24 protein-coding genes and 1 tRNA gene are annotated in these 25,746 nt (G+C 58.5%); 16 read left to right on the top strand and 9 right to left on the bottom strand.

Translation table 11 applies throughout. From position 1 onward, the window contains the following. Positions 1–170: 170 nt before the first annotated feature. The 4 genes from KGA85_RS04300 to KGA85_RS04285 are packed head-to-tail and all read left to right on the top strand — an operon-like array spanning position 171 to position 5,748. Positions 171–3,002, top strand: a complete 2,832-nt coding sequence (locus KGA85_RS04300; protein ID WP_223542934.1) for a xanthine dehydrogenase family protein molybdopterin-binding subunit — start codon at positions 171–173, stop codon at positions 3,000–3,002. Next, a complete protein-coding gene (locus KGA85_RS04295) occupies positions 2,995–3,534 on the top strand; it encodes a (2Fe-2S)-binding protein (RefSeq protein WP_007982256.1) in 540 nt (179 codons plus the stop codon). The genes KGA85_RS04300 and KGA85_RS04295 overlap by 8 nt, the downstream gene beginning before the upstream one ends. A 2-nt stretch (positions 3,535–3,536) precedes the next feature. Next, the gene (locus tag KGA85_RS04290) at positions 3,537–4,775 is read left to right on the top strand and encodes a cytochrome c (RefSeq protein WP_223542933.1); all 1,239 of its coding nucleotides are present in this window, start codon (positions 3,537–3,539) and stop codon (positions 4,773–4,775) included. 1 nt (position 4,776) lies between these two features. Then, positions 4,777–5,748, top strand: a complete 972-nt coding sequence (locus KGA85_RS04285) for an XdhC family protein (protein WP_223532628.1) — start codon at positions 4,777–4,779, stop codon at positions 5,746–5,748. A 131-nt stretch (positions 5,749–5,879) separates the two neighbouring features. Here the strand turns inward: KGA85_RS04285 and KGA85_RS04280 are convergent, their stop codons facing one another. Beyond that, positions 5,880–7,163 (bottom strand): NAD(P)/FAD-dependent oxidoreductase, encoded by a 1,284-nt coding sequence (locus KGA85_RS04280; RefSeq protein WP_223454319.1) that lies wholly within the window; start codon positions 7,161–7,163, stop codon positions 5,880–5,882. A 184-nt stretch (positions 7,164–7,347) separates the two neighbouring features. On the opposite strand from KGA85_RS04280, the gene KGA85_RS04275 reads away from it, so the two are divergent. Further along, positions 7,348–7,424: transfer RNA gene (locus KGA85_RS04275), tRNA-Val, on the top strand. Positions 7,425–9,044: 1,620 nt separating this feature from the next. Here KGA85_RS04275 and KGA85_RS04270 read toward each other — a convergent pair. After that, positions 9,045–9,464 (bottom strand): hypothetical protein, encoded by a 420-nt coding sequence (locus tag KGA85_RS04270; RefSeq protein WP_223454321.1) that lies wholly within the window; start codon positions 9,462–9,464, stop codon positions 9,045–9,047. A gap of 1,009 nt (positions 9,465–10,473) precedes the next feature. On the opposite strand from KGA85_RS04270, the gene KGA85_RS04265 reads away from it, so the two are divergent. Next, entirely contained in the window at positions 10,474–11,130 is a 657-nt protein-coding gene (locus KGA85_RS04265) for a serine protease (RefSeq protein ID WP_223454323.1), read from the top strand. 448 nt (positions 11,131–11,578) lie between these two features. Here KGA85_RS04265 and KGA85_RS04260 read toward each other — a convergent pair whose 3' ends face one another. Beyond that, positions 11,579–13,003, bottom strand: a complete 1,425-nt coding sequence (locus KGA85_RS04260) for a DUF1254 domain-containing protein (RefSeq protein WP_223542932.1) — start codon at positions 13,001–13,003, stop codon at positions 11,579–11,581. A gap of 295 nt (positions 13,004–13,298) precedes the next feature. Further along, on the bottom strand, positions 13,299–13,517 hold the full coding sequence (locus tag KGA85_RS04255) for a hypothetical protein (RefSeq protein ID WP_223454327.1): 219 nt from the start codon (positions 13,515–13,517) through the stop codon (positions 13,299–13,301). 251 nt (positions 13,518–13,768) lie between these two features. Between KGA85_RS04255 and KGA85_RS04250 the strand changes: the two genes are divergently transcribed. Beyond that, positions 13,769–13,963 (top strand): hypothetical protein, encoded by a 195-nt coding sequence (locus tag KGA85_RS04250; protein ID WP_150727129.1) that lies wholly within the window; start codon positions 13,769–13,771, stop codon positions 13,961–13,963. Between the two features lie 75 nt (positions 13,964–14,038). Here the strand turns inward: KGA85_RS04250 and KGA85_RS04245 are convergent, their stop codons facing one another. Then, a complete protein-coding gene (locus KGA85_RS04245; protein WP_223542931.1) occupies positions 14,039–14,791 on the bottom strand; it encodes a carbonic anhydrase in 753 nt (250 codons plus the stop codon). 203 nt (positions 14,792–14,994) lie between these two features. Between KGA85_RS04245 and KGA85_RS04240 the strand changes: the two genes are divergently transcribed. Then, complete coding sequence (locus tag KGA85_RS04240; protein ID WP_223454331.1) at positions 14,995–15,450, top strand: DUF2214 family protein; 456 nt, start codon at positions 14,995–14,997, stop codon at positions 15,448–15,450. A 185-nt stretch (positions 15,451–15,635) separates the two neighbouring features. Here the strand turns inward: KGA85_RS04240 and csrA are convergent, their stop codons facing one another. Next, the gene (csrA, locus tag KGA85_RS04235) at positions 15,636–15,827 is read right to left on the bottom strand and encodes a carbon storage regulator CsrA (RefSeq protein ID WP_053161267.1); all 192 of its coding nucleotides are present in this window, start codon (positions 15,825–15,827) and stop codon (positions 15,636–15,638) included. Between the two features lie 250 nt (positions 15,828–16,077). Here csrA and KGA85_RS04230 point away from each other — a divergent pair, with 250 nt between their 5' ends. Further along, a complete protein-coding gene (locus KGA85_RS04230) occupies positions 16,078–16,443 on the top strand; it encodes an SPOR domain-containing protein (RefSeq protein WP_223454333.1) in 366 nt (121 codons plus the stop codon). An 82-nt stretch (positions 16,444–16,525) separates the two neighbouring features. On the opposite strand, the gene KGA85_RS04225 is transcribed toward KGA85_RS04230, so the two are convergent. The 3 genes from KGA85_RS04225 to KGA85_RS04215 all read right to left on the bottom strand — a co-directional run bounded on the left by KGA85_RS04225 (position 16,526) and on the right by KGA85_RS04215 (position 18,760). Further along, positions 16,526–17,215 carry an endonuclease gene (locus KGA85_RS04225; protein ID WP_223454335.1) on the bottom strand — a complete coding sequence of 230 codons (690 nt, stop codon included), beginning with the start codon at positions 17,213–17,215 and terminating at the stop codon, positions 16,526–16,528. A 4-nt stretch (positions 17,216–17,219) separates the two neighbouring features. Then, entirely contained in the window at positions 17,220–17,489 is a 270-nt protein-coding gene (locus KGA85_RS04220; RefSeq protein ID WP_223454337.1) for a DUF1654 domain-containing protein, read from the bottom strand. Between the two features lie 182 nt (positions 17,490–17,671). Continuing rightward, a complete protein-coding gene (locus KGA85_RS04215) occupies positions 17,672–18,760 on the bottom strand; it encodes an asparaginase (protein ID WP_223454339.1) in 1,089 nt (362 codons plus the stop codon). A gap of 352 nt (positions 18,761–19,112) precedes the next feature. Here KGA85_RS04215 and KGA85_RS04210 point away from each other — a divergent pair, with 352 nt between their 5' ends. From KGA85_RS04210 to rbsD, 7 genes are all read left to right on the top strand, one after another. After that, positions 19,113–19,574, top strand: coding sequence for a hypothetical protein (locus KGA85_RS04210; RefSeq protein WP_223454341.1), 462 nt, complete (start codon positions 19,113–19,115; stop codon positions 19,572–19,574). A 192-nt stretch (positions 19,575–19,766) separates the two neighbouring features. Next, positions 19,767–20,723, top strand: a complete 957-nt coding sequence (locus tag KGA85_RS04205; RefSeq protein WP_223454342.1) for a sugar ABC transporter substrate-binding protein — start codon at positions 19,767–19,769, stop codon at positions 20,721–20,723. 55 nt (positions 20,724–20,778) lie between these two features. Further along, positions 20,779–22,332, top strand: a complete 1,554-nt coding sequence (locus KGA85_RS04200; RefSeq protein WP_223454344.1) for a sugar ABC transporter ATP-binding protein — start codon at positions 20,779–20,781, stop codon at positions 22,330–22,332. Beyond that, positions 22,329–23,306, top strand: a complete 978-nt coding sequence (locus tag KGA85_RS04195; RefSeq protein ID WP_150752675.1) for an ABC transporter permease — start codon at positions 22,329–22,331, stop codon at positions 23,304–23,306. Before KGA85_RS04200 ends, KGA85_RS04195 begins: the two co-directional genes overlap by 4 nt. Before the next feature lie 3 nt (positions 23,307–23,309). Then, entirely contained in the window at positions 23,310–24,329 is a 1,020-nt protein-coding gene (locus KGA85_RS04190; protein ID WP_223542930.1) for a LacI family DNA-binding transcriptional regulator, read from the top strand. Between the two features lie 92 nt (positions 24,330–24,421). Beyond that, positions 24,422–25,339, top strand: coding sequence for a ribokinase (gene rbsK, locus KGA85_RS04185; protein ID WP_223542929.1), 918 nt, complete (start codon positions 24,422–24,424; stop codon positions 25,337–25,339). Further along, entirely contained in the window at positions 25,336–25,740 is a 405-nt protein-coding gene (rbsD, locus tag KGA85_RS04180; protein ID WP_223454350.1) for a D-ribose pyranase, read from the top strand. The genes rbsK and rbsD overlap by 4 nt, the downstream gene beginning before the upstream one ends. Positions 25,741–25,746: the final 6 nt, after the last annotated feature.

Raw genomic sequence — 25,746 nt, 5'->3', positions numbered from 1 at the left:
GGTCAGTTTTTGGTTTTCCGCGAAGGCATAAGCCTATAAACTTAACCTTTCGGTCAGCTTTGCACTGTCACCAACAGCCCTTTGCATCGTCGAAAAGGGCTTCTGCAAGACTCGAGATTTCCAGAACATAACCAGAAGGGCGGACCCCATAACCGCCCAGAGGATGATCCATGTCCAACCGTGATATATCCCGGCGCTCGTTCCTTCAGGGCGGGCTGGTAGCGGGTGTGAGCGTGACGCTCACGCCGTTGAGCAGCCAGGCGCTGGCCGCCTTGATGGAAAACAGCGTGACCGTGCCGTCCGAGCAGTGGCTCGGCAATAACGGCAAGGCGCGCGCCCGTAACGATGCCTTGTCCAAGGTCTGCGGCAGCAAAGTCTTTGCCCGCGACATCCGTGCCAAGGACATGCCGGGCTGGCCGCAGCAGCAAGGCCACGCCATGCTGCTGAAAACCATCAAGGCCGACCACATCTTTGCAGGCATCGACCTGTCTTGGCTCGGCGCCGAGTTGCAGCCGGACCGCATCGTTACCGCCGAGGACTTGGTCAAGGACGGTATCGTGTTCCCTGAGGAGCACGCCCCGGATCCACTGTTGCCGGCCGGCAAGGTGCCGATGTTCATCGGCCACCCGGTGGCGATCCTGATCTGGAACGATTTCGAGCGCTTCCGTCAGGCCAAGAACCAACTCAAATTCAATGACAAGGCAATTCGCTACGGCGATAAAGCGCCGTTTTATGAAGGCGATCCCTACGGCAGCTTCCGCTACGTGCGCGTCGGCGGCGCAACCTCGGCGGACGAAGACGAGTTCGCCAGCCTCAAGGATTCGATTCTGTTCCCGATGCTGCGCAATCGCCGTCCGGTGTGGAATGCCCAGCCGAACCTGCACGGCAACCTGACCGAGCGCGGGCTGTTCTACGCCGAGCGCATGAAGCAGCAGATCGACACGCCGCCGGACAACTGGCTGGTGTTCGACGAGCGCTACAAGACCCCGTCGATCGAGCCGGCCGCGTTGGAGCCGGACAACGGCAACGGCTGGTACGACCCGGCCACCAAGACCCTGCATTTCGTCGTCGCCACCCAGTGCCCGCTGGAAGCGGCGACCGAAACCGCGAAGATGATCGCACCGTCGCGTTTCGGCCTGGCCAACCTGAACATGCACCCGGGTTACACCGTCGGTTACGGCTCCAAGGATCACAACATTTTCGTCTACTACGCAGCGTTGGCCGCGTTGTACGGCGCCGGTGTGCCGGTGCGCCTGGCCAACGACCGCTACGAGCAGTTCCAGAGCGGCATCAAGCGTCACCCGTTCGACATTCGCTACCAGTTGGCGGTGGACAAAACCGATCACAGCTTCAAGATTTTCCGTTCGGAGATGAGCGTCGACGGTGGCGGGCGAATCAACTACAGCCCATCCGTGGCTGCGGTGGGCGCCACGGCGGCACAGTCGATCTACTACATGCCGCAGAACGATCTGCAGGTCACGGCCTATCACTCCCGCGCCGTTGAAGCCGGGTCGATGCGCGGCTACGGCACCCTGCAGAGCATGGCGGCGACCGAGATGATGGTCGACGAAATCGCCGGTCGCCTCGGTGTCGATGCCATTGAACTGCGCCGTAAAAACGCACTGCGCTCGGGTATGAAAAACACCCAGGGCGCGATCCCGGCCGGTGCCTTGCGCCTGCACGAGATTCTCGACAAAGCGGCCGTCCACGACACCTGGAAAAACCGCGACGCGATCAAGAAACAACGCGAAGCCGCCGATCCGGACAACTGGTACGGGGTGGGTTTCGCCATCTGCCAGAAAGACTTCGGTACCGGTTCCGAAGCGCCGATGGCCAGCATTGAATTCACTGCCGAAGGTCGCATCAGCCTGCGCCACATCGGTATCGAAATTGGCACCGGCATGTCCACCTCCCAGGCCATGGTCGTGGCCGATTTCCTTGGTATTCCGGCGCACGAGGTGAAGACCGGCGAAACCGAATGGAAAGAGTTGCAGCTGATCAGTGGCGGCAACCCGTACATCATGAGCCAGGCCGAGCAGGACAACTTCCTGCGCAATCCACGCTGGGTCGGCAAGGTCGCTTCGGCTTCGTCGGCCACCAACTCGGCGTACTACTTCAGCCACGCCACCCGTGAAGCGGCGCGCGTGCTGTTCAACCACGGCCTGTGGCCGGCGGCGCTGGAGATCTGGCGCCAAGGCCCTTACGGCGGCCAGGCCAACCCTTACGTGGTGCGCCGCGAAGACGCCCATTGGGTCGACGGCAAGCTCACGGCCAACGGCATGGAGCCACTGCCATTCGCCATGCTCGCCAAGCGCGTTCACGAGCGGGGCCTGGTGAGCGGCGCCACCGTGCACGGTTTCAACCGCTGGAGTTGGGCCGAGGCTGAGTTCAGCATCGATGGTGTGCGTGAGCGCTTGCCGCTTGACGGTCTGGCCGTGAAGTACGGCGACGGTGCACCGAAGGCGAAGAAGGCGCAGATGAACAGCGCCGGTTTCCATCTGCTGGATCGGCAGGGCATCGCCTACCCGGCGACCCAGCTGAACAACGCGGCGGTGACTTACTACAGCCCGGTCGCGACGCTGGTGGAAGTGAAGGTCAACAAGGGTTCGAACGAAGTGTCGGTGCTCAATCATCACTCGTGGGTCGAGTGCGGTCGGGTGCTGGTGGAAGAACTGGTCAGGGGCCAGCTCGAAGGTGGGATCGCCATGGGCATCGGCCATGCGCTGATGGAAGAGATGCCGTTGTACGAAGGCGGGCCGGGGGAGGGTGACTGGAACTTCAACCGTTACCGCCTGCCAATGGCGCGTCACGTCGCGGTGTGGAAACAGACGGCGGACATCCTGCCGCCGCTGTCGCCGAGCGACCCGTCCAAGGGCATCGCCGAGGTGGTGATGATCCCGGTGGTCGGTGCCATCGGCAACGCCGTGGCCCATGCCATCGGTAAACGTGTCCGCGACCTGCCTATCACTTCTGCACGCATCAAGGAGGCCCTCAATGGCTAACCGTCCGCTTCAACTGACCCTCAACGGTCAATCCGTCGGCCCGGTGGACATCCCTGATGACCTGCCGATGATCGACTACCTGCACGAATACAAGAACCTCACCGGTTCGCGCCTGGGTTGCGGCCAGGGCATCTGCCACGCCTGCGTGGTGATCGTCGACAACCCCGATGGCACCAGCGAAGAAGTGCGCACCTGCATCACCGGCGCACACTATTTCGAAGGCAAGAAAGTGCGGACCATCGAAGGCCATGCGACCCGCGACGAGCAGGGCAAGGTCACCGAGCTGAACCCGATCCAGCAGCGCTTCGTCGACGAGTTCGCCTTCCAGTGCAGCTACTGCGCGCCGGGCTTCGTGAATGCCGCGACCGTGCTGGTGGAAAAGCTGCAGCGTCAGCCCATCGTCAAAAGCCAGCTGGAAAAAGTCATCGAGGACAGCCTCGGTCATCACATCTGCCGTTGCACCGGGTACGTGCGCTACTACAGCGCCACGCGCAACGTGCTGACCGATCTCGGCCTGGTCAAGGAGGGTTAAGCATGAAGCTTCTACTTAGCCGCCTGGCGTTGGCGGTTGGTCTGGCTGCGCCTGTGGTGGCGGCTCACGCGGATGATGCGCAGGTCAAGCAAGGCGAATATCTCGCCCGCGCCGCCGACTGCATGGCGTGCCACACCGCGCCGGGTGGCGCGCCCTATGCGGGCGGCCTGCCGATCGCGTCGCCGTTCGGTACGATCTACGGCACCAACATCACCCCGAGCAAAGAGCACGGCATCGGCCTGTACAACGATGACGAGTTCTTCGCCGCGCTGACCGAAGGCAAGCGCCGCGATGGTGCGAACCTGTATCCGGCGATGCCCTACACCTCGTATCACCTGATGCCGCGAGCAGATTCCGACGCGATTCATGCCTACCTGAAAACCGTCGAGCCGATCGAGCGTGCTGCGCCGGTCACCAGCCTGAGCTTCCCGTTTAACGTGCGCCTGGGCCTGATGGGCTGGAACATGATGTACGGCAAGGACGTGAAGCTGGAGCCTGCCGAGGGCAAGAGCGAAGCCTGGAAGCGCGGCCAGTACATGGTCGACGTTCTGGGGCACTGTGGCGAATGCCACACCCCACGCGGCTTGCCGGGTGCGATGCAGCAGGACAAGCGCATGACCGGCGGGCTGCTTAACGGTTATCTGGCGCCGAGCCTGCTGGCCACTGACCTGGCGGCCCGTGGCTGGAATCACCAAGACCTGAGCTCCTTCCTCAAGCACGGCATGAGCGCCCAGGGCACGATGTTCAACGAAATGTTCCCGGTGTTCCACAACAGCACCCAGGGCCTCAGCGATCCGGATCTGGCGGCGATGGCGACCTTCCTGCTGGGCGATCAGCCGCCAGCGGCGAAAGTGCTCACCGAAGTGCCGTTGGACAAGCTGAGTCCGAGTGCCCAGCGCGGCCGTCAGGAATATTTGAATGTCTGCGCCGGTTGCCATGCGCCGGGCGGTGAGGGCAAGCCGCATATCGCCGTGGCCATGCGCGGTAACACCACGTTGCGCCTGGAAGATCCGCGCAACCTGGTACGGGTGATCGACGACGGTATCGGTGAACAGAAGTTCTCTGGTTTCGAACACATGCAACCGATGCCAGGGTTCGCCGCGAAATTGAGCGACGAGCAACTCACGGATCTACTGAACTACCTGCGTCAGGGGTGGGGCGGTCAGCCGAATGATCTGGCTGTAAACGACGTGCAGAAGTTGCGGGCCGATGCGCCGCCGCTCGAGCACAAGGCCCACTGATATGCAGCATCTCGATCTGCAAGTGATACGCCGGGCGCTGCAGTGGTCGGCGGCCGGGCAGCGCATCTGGCTGTGTACGGTGCTGACCACGTACGGCTCGGCACCGCGCGCACCGGGTTCGCTGCTGGCGGTGAACACGCAGGGGCACTGGATTGGCTCGTTGTCCGGTGGCTGTGTCGAGGAAGACTTTCTCGAGCGAGTCGCCGAGGGCGCGTTTCTGGAACCGGTCAGCGTTGTTCGTTACGGCGAAGGCGACGACCCACGCTCGCGCGTCAGCCTGCCGTGTGGCGGGGTGCTGGATGTGCTGGTCGAGAAGCTTGATGGCGATTGCGAGGTGCAAGCGCATCTGCGGGAGCTGGAGTCGGCGCTGCTGGGTCGGCGTCGGTTGATCCGCGAAGTGGATCTGCAAAGCGGTGCGCGCAGCCTGTTAGATGATCGTGAGCAGGGTGTGCGTATCGAGCGTGAAATCGACCGGGTGCGCGTGCGTGTCGGCGCAGCCCAGCGCTTGCTGCTGGCGGGGTATTCCAGTGTAGCCCAGGCCTGTGCGGAGTTTGCCGTGGGCCTGGGCTTCGAGGTGATTCTGTGTGACCCGCGGGACGAAGTGCTGGAAGGCGTCGTGCTGGAAAACGTGGAGATTCGTCGCCAACTGCCGTCGGTGTTCATCGCCGATGGAGGCTGTCACAGCGACACGGCGGTGGTGGCGTTGACCCACGACCCACGTATCGATGACCTGGCGATGATGGAGGCGGTTCGCACCGAGGCGTTTTACATCGGTGTGATGGGCTCCATGCAGACCTCGCAAAAGCGCTTCGAGCGCTTGCGGCGTATTGGTGGGCTGGGGGATGTCGAGTTGGGGCGGATTCATGCGCCCATCGGGCTGAACCTGGGCAGCAAGACGCCAGCAGAGATCGCGCTGGCGGTGCTGGCGGACATCCTGCGGATTCGCAGCGGTATCCCACGAGATCGTCTCTAACCCGAAACCCCTGTGGGAGCGAGCTTGCTCGCGATGAGGTCGTAACATCCAACATATTCGTTGGCTGCTAGACCGATATCGTCGGATCGCCGCCCGGAGCAGGCTCGCTCCTACAATGTATTGCGTGCCGCTTAGTACCCGAACCTGTCGCGCAATCCGTAGTACCAGGCGCCCAGTGCCGCGAATGGGGTACGCAGCATTTGTCCGCCGGGGAACGGGTAGTGGGGCAGGTCGGCAAACGCATCAAAACGCTCGGCCTGGCCGCGCAGCGCTTCGGCCAGGACCTTGCCCGCCAGATGCGTGTAGGTCACGCCATGGCCGCTGCAACCCTGGGAATAGTAGATGTTGTCGCCCAGCCGTCCGACCTGAGGCAGGCGCGACAGGGTCAGCAGGAAGTTGCCCGTCCACGCGTAATCGATCTTCACGTCCTTGAGCTGCGGGAATGCCTTGAGCATCTTCGGCCGGATGATCGCTTCGATGTTCGCCGGATCCCGCGCGCCATACACCACGCCACCACCGAAAATCAGGCGCTTGTCACCGCTCAGGCGGTAGTAGTCGAGCAAGTAATTGCAGTCTTCGACACAGTAATCCTGGGGCAGCAGGGTCTGTGCCAGTTCTTCGCCCAATGGCTCGGTGGTAATCACCTGTGTGCCGCAAGGCATCGACTTGGCGGCCAGTTCCGGCACCAGGTTGCCCAGATAAGCGTTGCCGGCGACGATGATGAATTTGGCCCGGACCTTACCCTGCGGCGTGTGCACCACCGGATTCGCGCCGCGCACGATGCGCACAGCGGGCGACTGCTCGTAAATCGTGCCACCCAGGGACTCGACCGCCGCCGCTTCACCCAGTGTCAGGTTAAGCGGATGGATGTGGCCGCCACTCATGTCGAGCATCCCGCCGACGTACTGATCGCAAGCAACCACCTCGCGGATGCGGCGTTGATCCATCAACTCAAGCTGGGTGTGCCCGAAACGCTCCCACAGGCGCTTCTGGGATTCGAGATGCCCCATCTGCTTGGCGGTCATCGCGGCGAACACGCCACCGTCCTTCAAGTCGCACTGAATGTTGTACCTGGCGACCCGCTCACGAATGATTCGCCCACCCTCGAACGCCATCTGCCCCAGCAACTGGGCCTGCTTGGGACCGACCGTGCGCTCGATGACATCGATATCGCGGCTATAGCTGTTAACGATCTGGCCGCCATTACGCCCGGACGCCCCGAATCCCACCCTGGCGGCTTCGAGCACCGTGACCTTGAAACCGTTCTCGAGCAGAAAGAGGGCAGAGGACAGCCCCGTATAACCGGCGCCAATCACACAGACATCGGTCTCCACGTCATCCTGCAACGCCGGGCGCGGTGGAACCGCATTGGCCGATGCGGCGTAGTAGGACTCGGGGTAGGGAGTGTTAGCCATCCGGCAGCCTCTGTTTAATATATTTTACGAGTGCGTTGATCCTACCCGAGTTGAAAATCGCCCGCCAGCCACCCGGAAAATCTTCTTTGTACCGGCAAAATTAAATATTTTGCATATTCATAGGGTTAGCTCGAAAAAAGGTGTTGACACCCCTCCGGAATTCCGTAGAATGCCGCCTCACAGCAGGCACGTAGCTCAGTTGGTTAGAGCACCACCTTGACATGGTGGGGGTCGTTGGTTCGAGTCCAATCGCGCCTACCAAACAAAATCCGCTCTGCTGGGCGGTCTAGAAGGGCTCACCGAAAGGTGGGCCCTTTTTTGTTGTCTGCGATTTGCAAAACCCTCACTCAAAACGCCAACTCGGCGCCCATCTCCAGGTACTCGATGTTCTTTTCGTCGTGCCCCTCCTGATAGTGCTTTGTCATCTTCTCGTCTGCATGTCCCATCAGCGCCTGAATTTACTCCTGTGGGAAATTCTGCTGTTCGTACAGCCATGGCGGGGCGTTGTGCGACTCAATTCGGCTACGCATCACCGTTGCCCGGGCCTCCTAGGTCGGCGGCGAGTACGTGCCGCGCCAAGCCTGATCGATGCCGATGTTCCGGCCGATGTTCGTGCTATCGGCGCTGGAGAGCGGCAGGTGACCAAAAATTGCCGGGTCAAGCATCCGCAGGCCGTGAAGCTTGCACATGGGGCGCCCGTCATGGAGCGTCCTATGCCGGGGCATGCCCGGGCGGTGGAGGGGTGGGAATCGTCTATAGTTAGGGGTCCAGCCAATGGAGGTAGATATGGAATGCCTAATTTGCGATGAGCCTGCTTCGGACGTCAATGCTGGTGATGATTACCAGGAAAGAGCATGCACGAAGTGCGGACACTATCGAATTACCCATACAGCGCTTGTTTGGATGGAAACCCATGGCTGGCGATTCGACGTGAAGCTGACTCGGGCCTGGCTCGCACATCAACAGGGCTCGGGGCTGATCCCAACTATTGATTCGCAGCAGGCTAGCGTTCTGATCCAGGCTTAAGCTGCCGCCTCTATCATCTTCCTTTCTCGCCGGCTGGCGTGATTCGTTGAAGTGGGGGTATTTGTGGGCCTGACTTTTCAGAGGTGGCCCATGGAATGGTACGAATCGCTTTTTTTGCAGATATGTACGCACGCACTATCCAGAGCGCGAGTCGCTGATCTGCGTAGGCAGGACAGAAAACTCAACCTCGAGCTTAATCAGGCTCATGAGATCGTCGCTTCTTACAGGAAGGGTGTTGCGCTCGTGTTCAGCCTTGTGCGCCGCTCGAGCTTCTTTTGTGGCCCCTTTCTCTGGCTAGGCCGCGTTGCGCAGGGCCCGCCGTATTCGTCCGGGCGCCGCCAATCAACGTCCAGATCCCGGCTATCGCTGATCTTCACGCCACCGACGTAGCTGTCACTGCCTGAGTACATTGGAGAACCCGGGCCGCCGAACACGTCGTTGAGCTTTTCCCGTTTAGCGTCGAAGCCCGCTTTCTTGGCTTCCCGGTCGGAGACGGCAGCCAGATCGAAAACGCACCGTTGTCGAAGATGAACGACTGGCAGACATCAGCGACAATGCCCATGTCGTCTTGGCGCGGGATCGACACCAGTGCATGCCGCCCGGCAAGGAAGCGAGCCCCGTCCTGTCGGGTTTCGCCGATTGGTGTGTCGATAAGTATTCACACGAAGTCCTCGCCCGCATTCAACTGCAGGCTCAATGTTAATTTTGTTCAGGATTGTGTTCGGGACACTTGGCGCTGCGCTGGGTAAAGTCATGACCGCTCGCCCGGCCTGGTGTGTTTCAGATGGATTACTGAATGGCCAGCAACTGGTCAGGGTGGGCACCAATTCAGGCAAGTTGAAGGCGACAAGCCAGCTAGTTCAGCTTCTGCATAACACCGACGCTGTTAAAGCCTCCGGTGATCCTGGCAACCCAAGCGTCTGGCTCGGCTGTAGATCCTGCCGCGCGGGCGAGGCCTCGCCACGCTCCAGTCATGTTGCAAGAGCCCGAAACTGTAATCATGATGCCTCCCAGGCCGGCGAAATACTGGTTAAGATTTGAGATCAAGCACGATCTCGCATTAATTTCTAACGAGCCGCCATCCACAGTAATCTGACCGAATGAGCCATTGGTTCCGATATCAATGTATTTGCGCTTGCAGCTGCTTGCACTTTTCCAACACATGTCTCCCTGCAAGCAATTAAAAATAGTGCAATTAGTGGGCGCTCCGTCGTACGTTTCGTCGAGAATTTCACTGAAGTAGTTCCAGTCTTCATTTCGCATGCCGGTGGACATTATGCGGTCCACGGTTTATCCAGTCGACTCCGTTATTGTCGCGGGAAACCGAAGCATTATTAGATACGTTAGTTACGTACTCAGTGTAGCGGCCACCACGAGTGCCCCATACGATTACAACGTGATCTATTGTCGTATAGGCACCATAGGCGCAGCATGCCCGGCCGATATCGTTATTTTCTCTGTTGCCATTGACTTGAATGTTTCTTGATTCGAACCAAGAGGGCGCCCGGCTATCTATTGCAACTGGCAGGCCGGCGCGGGTAAAGGCCGAGAAGTTTTCAGATGTCACAAAGTTTACGTTTGATTCCGCTTGCTATAGCAGGATAGGTACCAAGGGGTTCTCGTCCAGGATAATTACCCCCCCTTGAAATGACCTGGGTGCTTGCTACGTACGTTCAAGCCCCAAGCAGCGCTGTTCCGCCAGATGGGCCGAGAGCAGCAACTGCTTGTGCCGCGAGGTACGAAAGGAATAAGAGAAGATTCCTGGTCGGGATCAATCAGGACTTTTACATGTGGAATAATTTCAGCCAGTTGAGTTGATTCGCTATCAGTCATATTTACCTCTAGTCATGTCGACCCCAAGACAATGTTGTTTAAAGTTTCCTTAAGTTTGATGAAGTACGTCCAACTTGGCGGAGTATAAAGCCAGTTGCGGCGCTGCTGCGGTGCAGGACGATTGGACTACCAACAGCCTTCTTGTCGCTCTTGTGGGTGACGGGCATTGCGATTGATTCAGGCAGGCGTCACTAACGAAGGAGTCTATAGAAACTCTTGTTTTTTTTACTCGTCTTTAACATTTTTCAGGCGCCAAATAATTGAACTTTGGAGTTGATCGAAAAGCAATTGGCCTTAGCGCGATTTATTCATACGCGTCATTACAATCTCAGCCATAAGTAAGAAAACGTCCAACTAGAACAAGCGGCGAGGAGTACTGCAACCCTACAAAAAGCCAAAATACTGACAACAAAAAACAGTCACATTCTCCCAATTAAGTCGGTGATATATCATGATCAAGATCATGGCCTACTTTTTAATTGGAGCTGTAACTGCAGGATGCAACGGCATCGTAAAACCCGACTTTTCGGGTCCTGCCAATGATTCATACTTTTCAGTCTATTCGGGGTTTCCCGCACCGTATCTATACATGGCCTCGGCCGTGCAATGGAACGATGACTATGCGGTAACCACCCGCCACACTCCGTTCATCCCCAACGTGAAGTACAGTTGCAGCACAGGCTGCGATCTCGTCTTCATCCTGCACAAGGCCAACGGCCACTACCCATCATGGCGCGCACCGCGTGTGGGCGAGAGCATCACTGCCGTTGGGGCGAGTCCTTACCTCATGACCGCTACCGGGAAAGGCAAGGTGTATCAAACGCCGTTCGTCAATGCCGATGAACACAGCGGTGATCTCTATGCCATCCATGATGCCCCGCTGGTCAAGGGTATGTCGGGTGGGCCGGTCCTCACCAGTGACGGCTGTATTGTCGGCATCAATATCGGTTTCTACTCAACCACTCTGAACGATGTGAGCAATAACTCCGGCGTAAAGGGGGCTGAGAGGATCAGCATTTTTATTCCTTACTCGATCATTCAGCGCGAGTGGGGGATATTGCAGGCAAAACTTGACGATCCACACGGCGCGAGGTACGTGGTGAAGTAGCTTTTAGCTATCAACCAATTGGTCATCGTGTCTATCAAACAAAATCCGCTCTACCGGGCGATCTGGAAGGGCTCACCGAAAGGTGAGCCCTTTTTTGTTGTCCTGGATTTCTTGCAGAATGTTCATGACATCGTAAAGGCCATTGCGGCTCTGTGTGTTGGCGGTGTCATGCCTGCCAGTACCTAGTGGCGCTGCCAGTGGCTGCAGGATTGACCACGCAATGGATCGCTATTTGTACGGGGTGGGCGAAGGCGCACTCGGGACAAATGCGAACAGGGCTGGAATCCCTTTAAAGGCGTGCGCTGGTAATCAATTCTGCAAACAGGGCTGCAGGGTCATAATTGACGTATGACCCTGTGTTAAGACCGGATCGAATGTGCTTAATTCGCATCCGACTCCCCCGTATTCTTTTGTTGGCACCTGAGTGGGTAGCGGTACAACAACTTGCTCAATTGACTTTGACGATCTCGGGCGGGCTCCACGTCCCTTTGCCGGGAGGCAGGATGGAAGGCGTTTCCGTCTTCGGCCAATACAGCCGCATCACGAGGTAGATCAGATCATCCGGTGCAGGCAGCCAGTTGCGTTCCTTGTCCGCACCGGGCGAATCCTTCTGGATGTACAGCGTCAACGAGCCGTCCGCATTCTTCTTCATGTCGGGCAGCATCGGCGAGTTGATGAGGTAGCGATTGATCGGATTTTTGATCAGCAGTTGCGACTTGCCGTCGTACATCGTCACCGACCAGAAGGCATTGACTGGCGGGAGTTGTTCGGCGGGAAAGGTGATGGTGTAGTTGTGCTTGCTGCCGTCGAGCGACTCGTCATTAGGCAGGGTTTTGGACAGCGGATACGTGGCTTCCTCGGCATCGTTGGCATAGATGCCTGCTTGCGCGACGGCAGCACGCTTGAGCCAGTCGCCGTTGTAGAAGGCGCTGTCGCCGCCGGCACCGGCAATGTTCCAGCCATTGATCTTCGTGCCGAGATTCTTTATCCCATCCTCGACCTTTACATGCCCGGCTTGCATGCCCTGAACCACTGCGGCCTTTTGTTCGGCGGACAGATCCTGGAAGTTGAAGTCCTTGCCGGCGCCAATGCCGATACGGGCAAGTTTCGCGCGGATCGCCGCTTCATCCGGTGTAGCTGGGGCGAGCTGCAAGGCAAAGTCGAGATACTTGAAGAAGTCGGTCTTCACGAGGTTCTTGTTGATCTTCGGGAAGTCGATCGTCGGGGCGGCCGGTGGCGCAGGCTGCTTGAGATAGGTGGAAAGCGGCTGAGCCTTGTAGCCTGATTGGATCGCTACGACATTCGGCATGTCCGCCGGGTTGAAGAGCTGGGTGCGAAAGACTGCGAAGGGGAGTTGCGTGCGGGAACGAAACACTTTCTTGATGCCCTGCGGAGTCGTGCCTTTCCAATCGGGGCCGACCACCATGTAATCGCCGGCTTCATTGCCGGTGGCGCGGCCGCCGATGTAACCGAAGTTGTAGGTGTTGCCGTCTATAAGCTGCACCGTGTAGTACCGCGGCTTCTCGACCGCTGGCACCGATAGCACTATCGGCTCGCTGCGCAGGTCCATGAACAGCATGGAATATGGTGTGTCGCTGTTCGGCGAGATGATGGCCGTGTCCTTGTATGTAGCGACGTGATGCAGGCTGTCGATTTGGTTGAACGGCGCCTTGAACTGGCTGGAGTTCTTGTCCACCGCATAGTCGTACATGATCGCGTAATTCATCACGATGGGCAGGCCGTAGACGTAGCCTTCCTCGGCGATGGCTTTCGTTTCGGCGGGAGTGATGTCCGTTGCAAGGGCGAGCGTAGATCCAAAGGAGGCGAGCAATACCAGTGCACAACCAACGGCTCTCGGTAGTGGGGTTTTCATGAACCTACATCTCCATTCGTCAAGTCGGATGAGTGAGTTGGTCAACTAACGACTAATCAGGCGCTGGCGTTTGCTCAAGGCATGAGCTCGCACAACGCACTTGTTTTATCTAAAGATGCTCACTGCTACAGACAGCGCCTGCTGTAGTGCCAGGCTTGACAATTACAATGCTTGCGCTTGAAGGACCGCGTTTGTTTGCTCGTACGGCAAGGAGCATAAAACCCTTACTAGTACCAAGAATCATTATTGGTTTGTGGGGAAGCTGACTGTGGGGTTATGTTTAGTCTATGGATTTTCAATCCACAAGTAATTGCGTGTTATTTGCTGAGCCTGGCATCCAGTTGGCGGTCACTTCGCTGTGTTTGAAAGATGAGATGCCCGAATGAGTAAAATAGGACGGTACCTCCAAGCTCCCTACGACCTGGAGGTGGCGCTCGCTCAGTTCGGTCGACTTTTGTGCTTTTTCCTTGGCCATTCTCGCGTGGTTCATTGCGATTTCGTTGAGCGTTGACACGTTACATCTCCCGGCGACTGACCAAGCGTATCGCTGGCGTCCTTAAGCATTGATTGAGTGGCCGCTGCGTCAGAATCATGTCGTTCCGGCGCTGCTACGCGCGATCTGAGCAAGCCCCAAGCCACGGATGCGGGCGAACTCCTCGTTGTGTTTTGGCAAGCGACGAATGGCGGGCCACTGTGAATGATGGCCAGGATTCTTGGTCATTCGGGCGTAAACTAGTGGTGCTGCCTCATTGAAAGGAGCCGCCTATGAACGTCGATCAAATCATCAAACCGGCATCTGTGGACAAGGCTGTCTGGGATCAATACTTCTGCGCTGCATTGATTGCCGAAAGCAATTTGACTGCCCCGGTTGTTGGCGGGGCTACTCACGAAGACAGGCAGAACCTGTTGATCGAGAGGGCCAAAACCCTCGCTGACAAAATGATGGAAAATCGAAAATAACCAGAGCCCAGCCGTCGCGCTGGGCTCTTCACATACGCGGATATGCACCGATGCTGGTGATGTGCGCATTGTGGGTCAAACGATCAACTCTACCTTGCCACTTGCCAGGCGATAGATACCTCCCACGATCTTCAGCGCGCCTTTGCTCTGCGCATCAGTCAGCAGTGGCGAGGCCTGTTTCAGGCTGTTGACCGAATTTTTGACGTTTTGCGCGGTGGCGTTTTCCATCAAGCTCCCGGGCTGTTTGAGTACGGTCTCGACGGCTGACTTGAGTGCGTCAGTCAGTTTCGGGATATGGCCGGGGAAAATCGTCTGATCCTTGACGGCCTTGATACCGGCCTCGATGGCGCCGCAACTCTCATGTCCAAGTACGAGAATCAGCGGGGCACCCAGTACGGCAACCCCATATTCAAGACTGGCCAAGCCTTCCGGGGTAACGAAGTTGCCCGCGACGCGGATGGAGAAAAGATCGCCTCGAGCGGTGTCAAACGCATATTCCGGAGCGATGCGCGAGTCAGAGCAACTCAGCACTGCCACGAACGGATTCTGACCGGACACCAGGGCCTCTCGCTCGGCTTTGAAATCATGAGTCTTGGACGTACCGCTTACATATCGTTCATTGCCCTCCATCAGTCTTTTCAACGCCATATCGGGACTGATTACGTTTTGAGGTTTGGGTGGGGCTGTCGCTTTTTCGGCTGCCTGGATGATCTTGCCGGGCAGTGTGCCGGTCAGCAGCAGGGCGCCTGCGCTCAATCCGGCAAATTGAAGAAAACGACGACGGCCTGTTGTGTTTGAAGCAGAGCTTGAATCACATGATTCACACATGATTTTGTTTACTCAGTTCAATGCGGTGAGAGTGAGTTGGTGTCGGGGCCGGTACTGTCACGGACGCTCAATACCAGCGCAGTGGAGTCTAGTTGGTCTGTCATTTTATGTTCCGGACATTGTCCGCAGATGCCGTGCAAGCAGCCATTTCATGGGCTACTACTGACAGGCTCATACAACTTCGACCTGGCAGGAGTTTCTCGATGCTGACTCACTGGTTTCTGGCGGCGGTTCATCTTCTGGCATTGGCCTTGGGATTTTGGGCGGTGTTGGTTCGAGGCACGGCTTTTCGGCGTTTGGCCGAAGGGGCGGCAGAAGTGCGCAGTGTTCTGATGGCGGACAATATCTGGGGTATTTCAGCTGTCGTTTTACTGATCAGTGGGGGGATGCGAGCGTTTGGCGGGTACGAGAAAGGCACGGACTATTACCTGCATCAGCCGCTGTTTCATCTGAAGATGACGCTGTTCGTCCTGATCTTGCTGCTGGAAATCGCACCCATGGTGACGCTGATCAAGTGGCGGATAGCGCTGGGCCGTAAAGTGGCTGTCGATACCGGCCGTGCGAAGCTGTTTGCACGGATCAGTCATATCGAGGCGCTGCTGGTGCTATTGATGGTGGTGGCGGCGACTGGCATGGCACGTGGCGTGATGCTTGGTTAACCACGCAGCGAATGCGTCCTTCCCTGGGGTAAACCAGAAAAGTCTGACAGCAAAAGAGTGGAGCTTGCCGCTAGTATCGGCCCCTGGGGTTTGAGTGGGGGCGCAAGCGGAGGGCAATGGGGTGATGAATCTTTAGCCAGCCGTGGTTCCGGGCTGAACGGGCTGGCTACTGACTACAGCAGAATTCAGGGTTGCGGCTTTTCCGGGGCGGTGAGGCCGGCCTGAATGCGCTGATAAATTTCTTCACGATGCACTGCAACGTCCTTCGGGGCGTTGATGCCGATCCTGACTTGCTGGCCGCTTACGCCCAGGATGGTGATCGTAATGTCATCACCAATGTTTATGCTTTCACCGACTTTGCGGGTGAGTATCAGCATGGTCTTCTCCTTGATTGCTTTGTGGGGCACCTGATTCGGACAGTGCAGAGGTCGGTGGTATGTATAGATTAGTGCGAAGTCTCACGGTTTGGGTGCCTCTTTCTGACGCGCAGATGCGGCATTAATTCCCAAGGCGTAACTATACAGAGGCCGCAACCATCATTCTCGTTGTTTTGAGTCCATTTTACGGCACTCGCGAAGTATTCATGGATGTTAAAATCTGCGCTTTAGGCATTTAGAGGGAAACGCCGTGCGCAAAATGGTTTTGGTCGTCGCGATATTGGCGCTGGCGGGATGTGGCGAGGGCAGCAGTGTGGATGCACCGAAGCCTAAGCCGGCCATGGCTGCGGTACCCGCGCCAGTGTCCGGCCCGCAATGGGATCTTGAAGTGCGAGGTGAAACCCCTCAAGCGGTCAGCGATCTGAGTGGCTGGCTGATCGAGCACAGTTTCATGTCCAGCGTCGTCAAGGAGAATGGCAATACCCGAATCCTGATGGGGCCGTTCAATTCGAAAGCCGAAGCCGAAGCCAGGCAGGATGAAGTCCGCGCCGCGCTCACTCGCTCGAAGAAACAGAACATCGAATTGCTGGTGCTTGAGCGTCCGGCCGCTCAATAACGTTCTGTAGCGCTGACGTTGAAGAAACAAAAAAGGCCTCGGGTGTTTAGCCCCGAGGCCTTTTTTGTTTCAGTGTCTGGATTCAACCGCAGGCCTTCATGTCTACCGGGCCAACGAACTCGTTGCCGCGCCCCATGACGCACCCCACGCTCTGGTTGCGTTGGCGCTCCCAGGCCTGTACCGGATAGGTTTTGTCCCAGGCTTCATACAGTTGCCGATCCTGTTTCGACAGGCGCAAGCCATATTGCTTGCTCATGTAGAAGTAGGTCCTGGCGATCATGCCGCGAATGGAAGGGCGGGGCATGACTTTCTTGGCCTTGAAGTCGACCTGGGTCAGGCAGGATCCATATTGTCCCGACTGCTCGGGCAGCCAGCCGAAACTGAAGTTGCTGCGATCGCCATTGACCTCGCCAATGCTGGGCACCAGGTTGTGCAAATCAGCCTCGGCCTTCTGGTAAATCGGGTCGTAGCGGGTGCAGTTCTTGCGGCCGCCCTGTTGCCAGCACTGGCGTTGATGGCCGATTTGCCAGGCCGGAACAATATGCTCCCACTCGATGCGGGCTGCGCGTTTGGCATTTTTACGTGGCACATAACCGCAGGCAGCAAGGTTCACCCGGTTGCCGGTGTACTTGCAGCCACAGTAAAACTCGGTGGACTGGGGAGCGTAGAGCTTCCACGCCACCTTTTTCGCTTCGGTGAAGGTGCGCGGAGCGTCGGCTTGCGCGCCCACGACAAAAAACAGGAACAGCAAAGCAAACCAGCGGGCACTCATCGACTCAATCTTCCTTCGGCACAACCCAGAAAATCTGCACGCCGCCATCGTCGCGATAGGCGAGGGTGACGTTGTCGTTCTCGTCGATTTCTTCCAGCAAGCGTTCCCATTCATCCACCGGTTCGTCAGGAAGGCGGAAGATCAGCGCTGCCCTGGCCTTTTGTGCGGTGGGAGAGTTGATGATTTTCTGAACGCGCAGGCCCATGCGTACATAGGTGTCAGGAGAGGAGGAGGTGGTGTCCACGGAATTATCCTTATTAGGCTGTACGTGCATACAGTATTTAACTGTAGGACATTTCGCAACTGCTTAAAAATCAAGAAAATCCTCTGACAGCGGTTTTTTCCATTTGGCGTAAGACGAAGGGAGTTTTTTTGTCAGATCCAGCGGCAGCCAATCGCCAAGGCTGGCGAATGGCGCACGGGGTGCCCGACCGGATCCGGTCGGGCGAGGGCGAATCAATATTCCCAGAACATCCGTTGCAGATCTTTGCTGTCGTTGGTTTTGGTCAGCGCGACCATCGCCAGGATCCGCGCCTTTTGCGGGTTCAGATCGTTGGCCACGACCCAGTCGTATTTATCGTCAGGCTGTTCGGCGTTGCGCAATACAAAGCCGCCAGCGTTGACATGGGAGGAGCGAATGATCTGCACGCCGTCCTTGCGCAAGGCTTGCAGGGTTGGGACTACCCGCGACGATACCGAGCCATTGCCGGTGCCAGCGTGGATGATGGCTTTGGCGCCGGATTGAACCAGGGCCTTGTAGGCGGTATCGCTGACGTTGCCGTAGGAATAGGCGATTTCGACGTCAGGCAGGTTCTTGATGGTCTTGATGTCGAACTCGGAATCCATGGTGTGACGCTTGGCTGGCAAACGGAACCAGTAGGATTTGCCTTCTACTACCATGCCCAGCGGACCCCAGGCGCTTTTAAACGCTTCGGTCTTGATGTTGATCATTTTGCTGACGTCGCGACCCGACTGGATTTCATCGTTCATGGTCACCAGCACACCTTTGCCCCGCGCGTCTTTGCTGCTGGCCACGGCCACCGCGTTGTACAGGTTCAGCATGCCATCGGCGGACATCGCGGTGCCCGGGCGCATGGAGCCCACGACGATGATCGGCTTCTCGGTTTTTTCCACCAGGTTCAGGAAGTACGCGGTTTCTTCCAGGGTGTCGGTGCCGTGGGTGATCACGATGCCATCGACGTCTTTGCTGTCGGCCAGTTCGGCTACGCGGCGACCCAGTTGCAGCAGGTTTTCGTTGGTGATGCTTTCGGAGGCGATTTGCATGACCTGTTCACCGCGAACGTTAGCCAATTGGCTCAGTTCTGGAACGCCGGCGATCAACTGTTCAATGCCGACTTTCGCCGCTTGATAGGTCGCGCTGTTGGCGGCGCTGGCGCCCGCGCCGGCAATGGTGCCGCCCGTGGCAAGGATTACCACGTTGGCCAGTTTCTGTTGGGTTTCGGCTTCTTTGGCCTGAAGGGCGGTAGGCAGAAGCAGCAGGAGGGCCAAGGCGCCCGGAACAAAGGTCTTGAGTGCAGATGTCATTATTTTTCTCTTCTAGTTGTGAGACGGTGCAGATGCAAGTTCATCTAGATGCGCCCCGGGCGAATCTGAACGCCGAGGGTGCGAGAGGAAGAGCAGGATCTGTACCAGTAATACTCTGAATCGAAAAACACGCTTAAGTTAATGATTTGTAACGGTATTGCTGTTTGTGTCCGGGGCGGTTCCGGGGTCGGGGCGTCCGGAATGCCGAACATGTTTAACTTTTGCGTTCGGCTCTCCGAAACGGATCGCGGTCTTGTTTAAGATTTCAACGGGTCAAATCATCACTAACGACTAAAGAAGCACCCGCGTCGGTCGATGCTCCTTCAAGGGATCTTTTTCTGCAGGAGTTCACATGTCGTTATCTATTGGCTTCCCAAATGCCGCGGGCATCACCATCGGGGGAAAGGCTGCGACGACCATTCGTGCTTTAGGCGATGTGACAGCTGATGCGGCTGCTCAAACGCCGGGTGCAAAGGAAAGTGACGGCACCCAGGTCAAGACGGGCCCGGTAGGTCTGGGAGAAAGTGCCGGCGCACAGGCCGAATCGCAAACCAGCGACAACACCAGCGTTACGGTGAAGGTCCTGCTCAAGCGTCTGAAGGAGTTGCAGCAGCAATTGCGCGAGCAACAGCAGCAACTGGCGCAAACCCAGGCGGCGTCCTATCCGACTCCGCAAGCCAAGACCACCGCGGTAGCGGCCATTGAGGGGCAGGTTGCCGACACCAACGGCGCCATCCTGCAAGTGAGCGCGAGCCTGATCAAGGAGCTGGCCAAGGGTTCTGGCACGGGATCGGTGGTCAACACCACGGCATGAGCTGAATGCTGTTTTTCGCTAAACATCCGTGAAAGCACTTTTCCGGTCGTTGACAAATACCGGCAGGGTTCGCATAGTTTGGTTCACGCAAACGTTTGCGCGACGACAGTGATGACTTTTCATCGCGGTGGGTCGTGAAGCTTACGCCAGCGCAAGCGTTGCTCACAATAATCATAAGATCGGAGTGAACCCATGAAGCTGCCATTCGCTGGACGTCTTCTCGCTGTCGCTATGCTGGCTGCCGCATCCGCTGCATTGCCTGTCTCTTCGGCTTTTGCTGAAACCGCTGAAAAGCCGAAAGTCGCACTGGTCATGAAATCCCTGGCCAACGAGTTCTTCCTGACCATGGAAGACGGCGCCAAGGCCTACCAGAAAGATCACTCCGGCGAATTCGAGCTCATCTCCAACGGCATCAAGGATGAAACCGACACCGCAGGCCAGACGCGCATCGTCGAGCAAATGATCCTGGCCAAGGTCAACGCACTGGTGATCGCGCCGGCAGACTCCAAGGCCATGGTCCCGGTGATCAAGAAAGCCATCGATGCCGGTATCACCGTGATCAACATCGACAACCAGCTGGACCCCGCCGTGGTCAAAAGCAAAAACATCAATGTTCCGTTCGTAGGCCCGGACAACCGCAAGGGCGCACGGCTGGTGGGGGATTACCTGGCCAAACAGCTGAAGGCCGGTGACGAAGTCGGCATCGTCGAAGGTGTGTCCACCACCACCAATGCCCAGCAGCGGACCGCAGGTTTCAAGGATGCGATGGAGGCGGCGCAGATCAAGGTCGTGTCCCTGCAATCCGGCGACTGGGAGATCGACAAGGGCAACAAGGTAGCTGCATCGATTCTCAGCGAATACCCGCAAACCAAGGCCCTGTTGGCCGGCAACGACAGCATGGCGGTCGGTGCGGTGTCTGCGGTGCGCGCCGCAGGCAAGGCCGGCAAGGTGCAGGTGGTCGGCTACGACAATATCAATGCCATCCAGCCAATGCTCAAGGATGGTCGCGTGCTGGCCACCGCGGACCAGTTTGCGGCCAAACAGGCGGTGTTCGGCATCGAGACTGCATTGAAGATTCTCAAGGGCGAGCAGGTCGACGGCGGCGCCAATGGCGTGATCGAAACGCCGGTAGAGCTGGTCACCAAGTAGCCTTCTGGCGACGCAACGGCGCTCGTCCAGCCGGACGAGCGCATGGAGAGTTTTTATGTCAGTTTGCACTCCGAACGCTGTCCTCTCGGTCAGCGGTATCGGCAAGACCTACGCCCAACCGGTCCTGGCCGGCATCGACCTGACGCTCATGCGCGGGGAAGTGCTGGCGTTGACCGGCGAGAACGGTGCAGGCAAAAGCACGCTTTCGAAGATTATTGGCGGGCTGGTCACGCCGACCGCCGGCCAGATGCAGTTTCAGGGGCAGGACTATCGTCCGGGTAGTCGGGCTCAGGCTGAAGCGCTGGGTATCCGCATGGTCATGCAGGAGCTCAATCTGCTGCCGACCTTGTCGGTGGCGGAAAACCTGTTTCTCGACAACCTGCCCAGCAAAGGCGGCTGGATCAGTCGCAAGCAGTTGCGCAAGGCTGCCATCGAGGCCATGGCGCATGTCGGGCTCGACGCCATTGACCCGGATACCCTGGTCGGCGAACTGGGTATCGGCCACCAGCAAATGGTCGAGATCGCCCGCAACCTGATTGGCGATTGTCATGTGCTGATTCTCGACGAGCCGACCGCGATGCTCACTGCACGCGAAGTCGAAATGCTGTTCGAGCAGATCACCCGCCTGCAGGCGCGCGGCGTATCGATCATCTATATCTCCCATCGCCTCGAAGAACTTGCGCGAGTCGCGCAACGCATTGCCGTGCTGCGCGATGGCAACCTGGTTTGTGTCGAGCCGATGGCCAACTACAACAGCGAGCAACTGGTCACGCTGATGGTCGGTCGCGAGCTTGGCGAACACATCGATTTGGGGGCGCGCAAGATCGGCGCTCCGGCGTTGACGGTCAAGGGCCTGAGCCGTGCCGACAAGGTTCGCGACGTGTCGTTCGAAGTCCGTGCCGGAGAGATTTTCGGCATTTCCGGTTTGATCGGCGCGGGGCGCACCGAATTGCTGCGTCTGATCTTCGGTGCCGATATCGCCGACAGCGGCACGATTGCCCTGGGGGCGCCGGCGCAGGTCATCAATGTGCGTTCGCCGGTGGATGCGGTCGGGTATGGCATCGCGTTGATCACTGAAGATCGCAAGGGTGAAGGTCTTTTGTTGACGCAGTCGATCAGCGCCAATATCGCCTTGGGCAACATGCCCGGCATCTCCAGTGCGGGGTTTGTCGACAACGATGGCGAAAGCGCCCTGGCCCAGCGTCAGATCGACGCCATGCGCATTCGCAGTTCCGGTCCGGCACAGCTGGTGTCCGAGCTGTCCGGCGGCAATCAGCAGAAGGTCGTCATCGGCCGTTGGCTGGAGCGCGATTGCTCGGTGCTGCTGTTCGACGAGCCGACCCGCGGCATCGACGTCGGCGCCAAGTTCGATATCTACAACCTGCTCGGCGAGTTGACTCGCCAGGGCAAGGCGCTGGTGGTGGTTTCCAGCGACTTGCGCGAGCTGATGCTGATCTGCGACCGGATCGGTGTGCTGTCGGCAGGAAGCCTGATCGATACATTCGATCGCGACAGCTGGACCCAGGATGAGTTGCTCGCCGCTGCTTTCGCCGGCTACCAAAAACGTGATGCGCAGCTCTTTGAAGCCGCGCCTAGGGATCTTCCATGAAAACCGCTTCTTTCGCCGGCACACGCAGTGGCAACTTCTACGGCCTGGGCACCTATCTGGGCCTGGCGGGTGCCTTGTTGGCGATGATCGTGCTGTTCTCGGTGCTGAGCAGTCACTTCCTGTCCTACGATACTTTCAGCACCCTGGCCAACCAGATTCCGGACCTGATGGTGCTGGCGGTCGGCATGACCTTTGTGTTGATCATCGGAGGCATCGACCTGTCGGTAGGCTCGGTGCTGGCGCTGGCGGCCTCGACCGTGAGCGTGGCGATTCTTGGCTGGGGCTGGGGCGTGCTGCCGGCGGCGCTACTCGGCATGGCCGTCGCGGCGCTCGCCGGTACCATCACTGGCTCGATCACTGTGGCGTGGCGGATTCCGTCGTTCATCGTGTCCCTGGGCGTGCTGGAAATGGCTCGCGGGGTGGCGTACCAGATGACCGGTTCGCGTACGGCCTATATCGGCGATGCGTTCGCCTGGTTGTCCAATCCGATCGCCTTCGGCATTTCACCGTCGTTCATCATTGCGTTGCTGATCATTTTCATCGCCCAGGCCGTGTTGACCCGCACGGTGTTCGGTCGCTACCTGATCGGTATCGGCACCAACGAAGAGGCCGTGCGACTGGCGGGGATCAATCCGAAGCCTTACAAAATCCTGGTCTTCAGCCTGATGGGGTTGCTGGCCGGTATTGCCGCGTTGTTCCAGATTTCTCGCCTGGAAGCCGCCGACCCGAATGCTGGCTCCGGCCTTGAGTTGCAGGTGATCGCAGCCGTCGTGATCGGCGGGACCAGCCTGATGGGCGGGCGCGGTTCGGTGATCAGCACGTTTTTTGGCGTCCTGATTATTTCCGTGCTGGCCGCGGGGCTGGCGCAGATCGGGGCAACCGAGCCGACCAAACGCATCATTACCGGCGCGGTGATCGTGGTGGCGGTGGTGCTGGATACTTATCGCAGTCAACGCGCAAGCCGGCGGACCTGAGTCATGGCGACTATCAAAGATGTGGCAGCCCTTGCCGGCATTTCCTACACCACGGTGTCCCATGTGGTGAACAAGACCCGCCCGGTCAGTGAAGAAGTCCGGATCAAGGTCGAGGCGGCAATCCAGACCCTCGACTACGTCCCCAGCGCCGTGGCCCGTTCGCTCAAGGCCAAGACCACGGCGACCATCGGCCTGTTGGTGCCCAACAGCCTCAACCCGTATTTCGCCGAACTGGCCCGGGGTATTGAGGACTACTGCGAGCGAAACGGTTACTGCGTCATCCTGTGCAACTCCGACGACAATCCGGACAAGCAGCGCAGTTACCTGCGGGTGCTGCTGGAAAAACGCATCGACGGCCTGATTGTCGCCTCGGCTGGCGGCGACAGTGGCCTGGTACAAGGTCTGAAAGGCGTCCGCACACCCATGGTGATCGTCGACCGCGGACTGGACGGTGTCGATGCGGACCTGGTGCGCATCGACCATGAGTACGGCGCGTATCTGGCGACCCGGCACCTGTTGGAGTTGGGGCACCGGGATATCGCCACGATCAGCGGGCCGGAAAACACCAGTGTGGCGCAGATGCGTCTGGCGGGTTATCGCCGGGCCTTGGAGGAGGCGGGCGTCGAAGTCTCCCCCGGGCGCATGCTGGAAAGCGATTTCACCAGCAACGGCGGTTACAGCGCCGCCGCGATTTTGCTGGAAAGCAATCCGCCCAGCGCCATTTTTGCGGCCAACGACATGATCGGCATCGGCGTGCTACGGGCCGCCGCCGAGCGCAATATTCGCGTACCGAGCGAGTTGTCGGTGATCGGCTTCGACGATATCCAGATGAGTCGGTATGTCTACCCGTCGTTGACCACGGTCGGGCAATCGATCCTGCAGCTCGGCGAAATGGCCGCCGAAGTGCTTTTACGGCGAATCGCCACGCCGGGCCTGGTGACCGATCAGCGGATCGTGACGCCGAGTATCGTCATGCGCGAATCGACGGCGCCGCTGGCCGGCGTGTTTGCCCAGTTCCGTTGAAAACAGAAAGCCGTTGAAAACAGAGAGCCGTTGAAAACAGAAAGCCGCTGAATCAACAGCGCCGCCGAAACAGAATCGATGAGTAGCAATGTATGCCAGCAAAAGTAGTGGTAATAGGCAGTTTGAACATGGACCTGGTGACCCGGGCACCACGCTTGCCCAAGGGCGGTGAAACGCTGATTGGTCAGTCGTTTACCACCGTCTCCGGCGGCAAGGGCGCCAATCAGGCCGTGGCTGCGGCGCGGCTGGGAGCCCAGGTGTCGATGATCGGGTGCGTGGGCAGTGACGCTTATGGTGAGGCGTTGCGCGGGGCGCTGTTGGCCGAGCAGATCGATTGTCAGGCGGTCAGTACCGTTGAGGGTTCCAGCGGCGTGGCGTTGATTGTGGTCGATGACAGCAGTCAGAACAGCATCGTGATCGTCCCCGGTGCCAACGGTGCATTGACCGCTGAAGCCATTGACCGTTTTGATTCGGTGATACGCGCGGCGGACGTGCTCATCTGTCAGCTGGAAGTGCCCGATGCTTCTGTTGGTCATGCGCTCAAGCGCGGCCGCGAGCTGGGCAAGACGGTCATCCTCAACCCGGCACCGGCCAGCCGTCCGCTGCCAGCGGACTGGTACGCGTCTATCGATTACCTGATTCCCAACGAAAGCGAAGCGTCGGCCCTGAGCGGTCTGTCGGTAGACTCCCTGGAAACCGCGCAAGCCGCGGCGACCCGCCTGATTGCCCTGGGCGCCGGCAAGGTGATCATCACCCTCGGTGCGCAAGGTTCGCTGTTTGCCGATGGCCTACGCTTCGAACATTTCCCCGCGCCCGCGGTAAAGGCTGTCGATACCACGGCGGCCGGCGATACGTTCGTCGGCGGCTTCGCGGCGGCCTTGGCCGCGGGTAACGATGAGGCGCAGGCGATCCGCTTCGGACAGGTGGCCGCGGCGCTGTCGGTCACCCGTGCCGGCGCGCAACCGTCGATTCCCGCCTTGAGCGATGTACAGGCGTTTAAAATCCCATGAAAAAGACACCCCTGCTCAACATTGCGCTGTCACGGCTGATCGCTTCATTGGGGCATGGCGACAGGGTCGTCATCGGGGATGCGGGGCTGCCGGTTCCACCGGGCGTTGAATTGATCGACCTGGCCTTGACCCATGGCATTCCGGATTTTGTCAGCACCTTGAAGGTGGTGCTCAGCGAGATGCAGGTCGAAAGCCATGTTCTGGCTCAGGAAATCTTCGATAAAAAGCCGTCGGCCCTGGTCGCGCTGGAAGAGCTGAACGGTGACGGCGCGTTGGGTCGGCGTGAGGTGCTCACCCATGAACAATTCAAGGTCCTGAGCCGACAAGCGAGGGCGATAGTTCGTACAGGCGAGTGCCAGCCGTACTGCAACATTGTGCTGGTCGCCGGCGTTACGTTTTGACTGGCT

The organism is Pseudomonas sp. GL-B-12 (genome assembly GCF_019955895.1).
Taxonomy (GTDB): Bacteria; Pseudomonadota; Gammaproteobacteria; order Pseudomonadales; family Pseudomonadaceae; genus Aquipseudomonas.
Note: the sequence above shows the minus strand (reverse complement) of the source record. Positions and strands in the feature narration are given on the sequence as shown.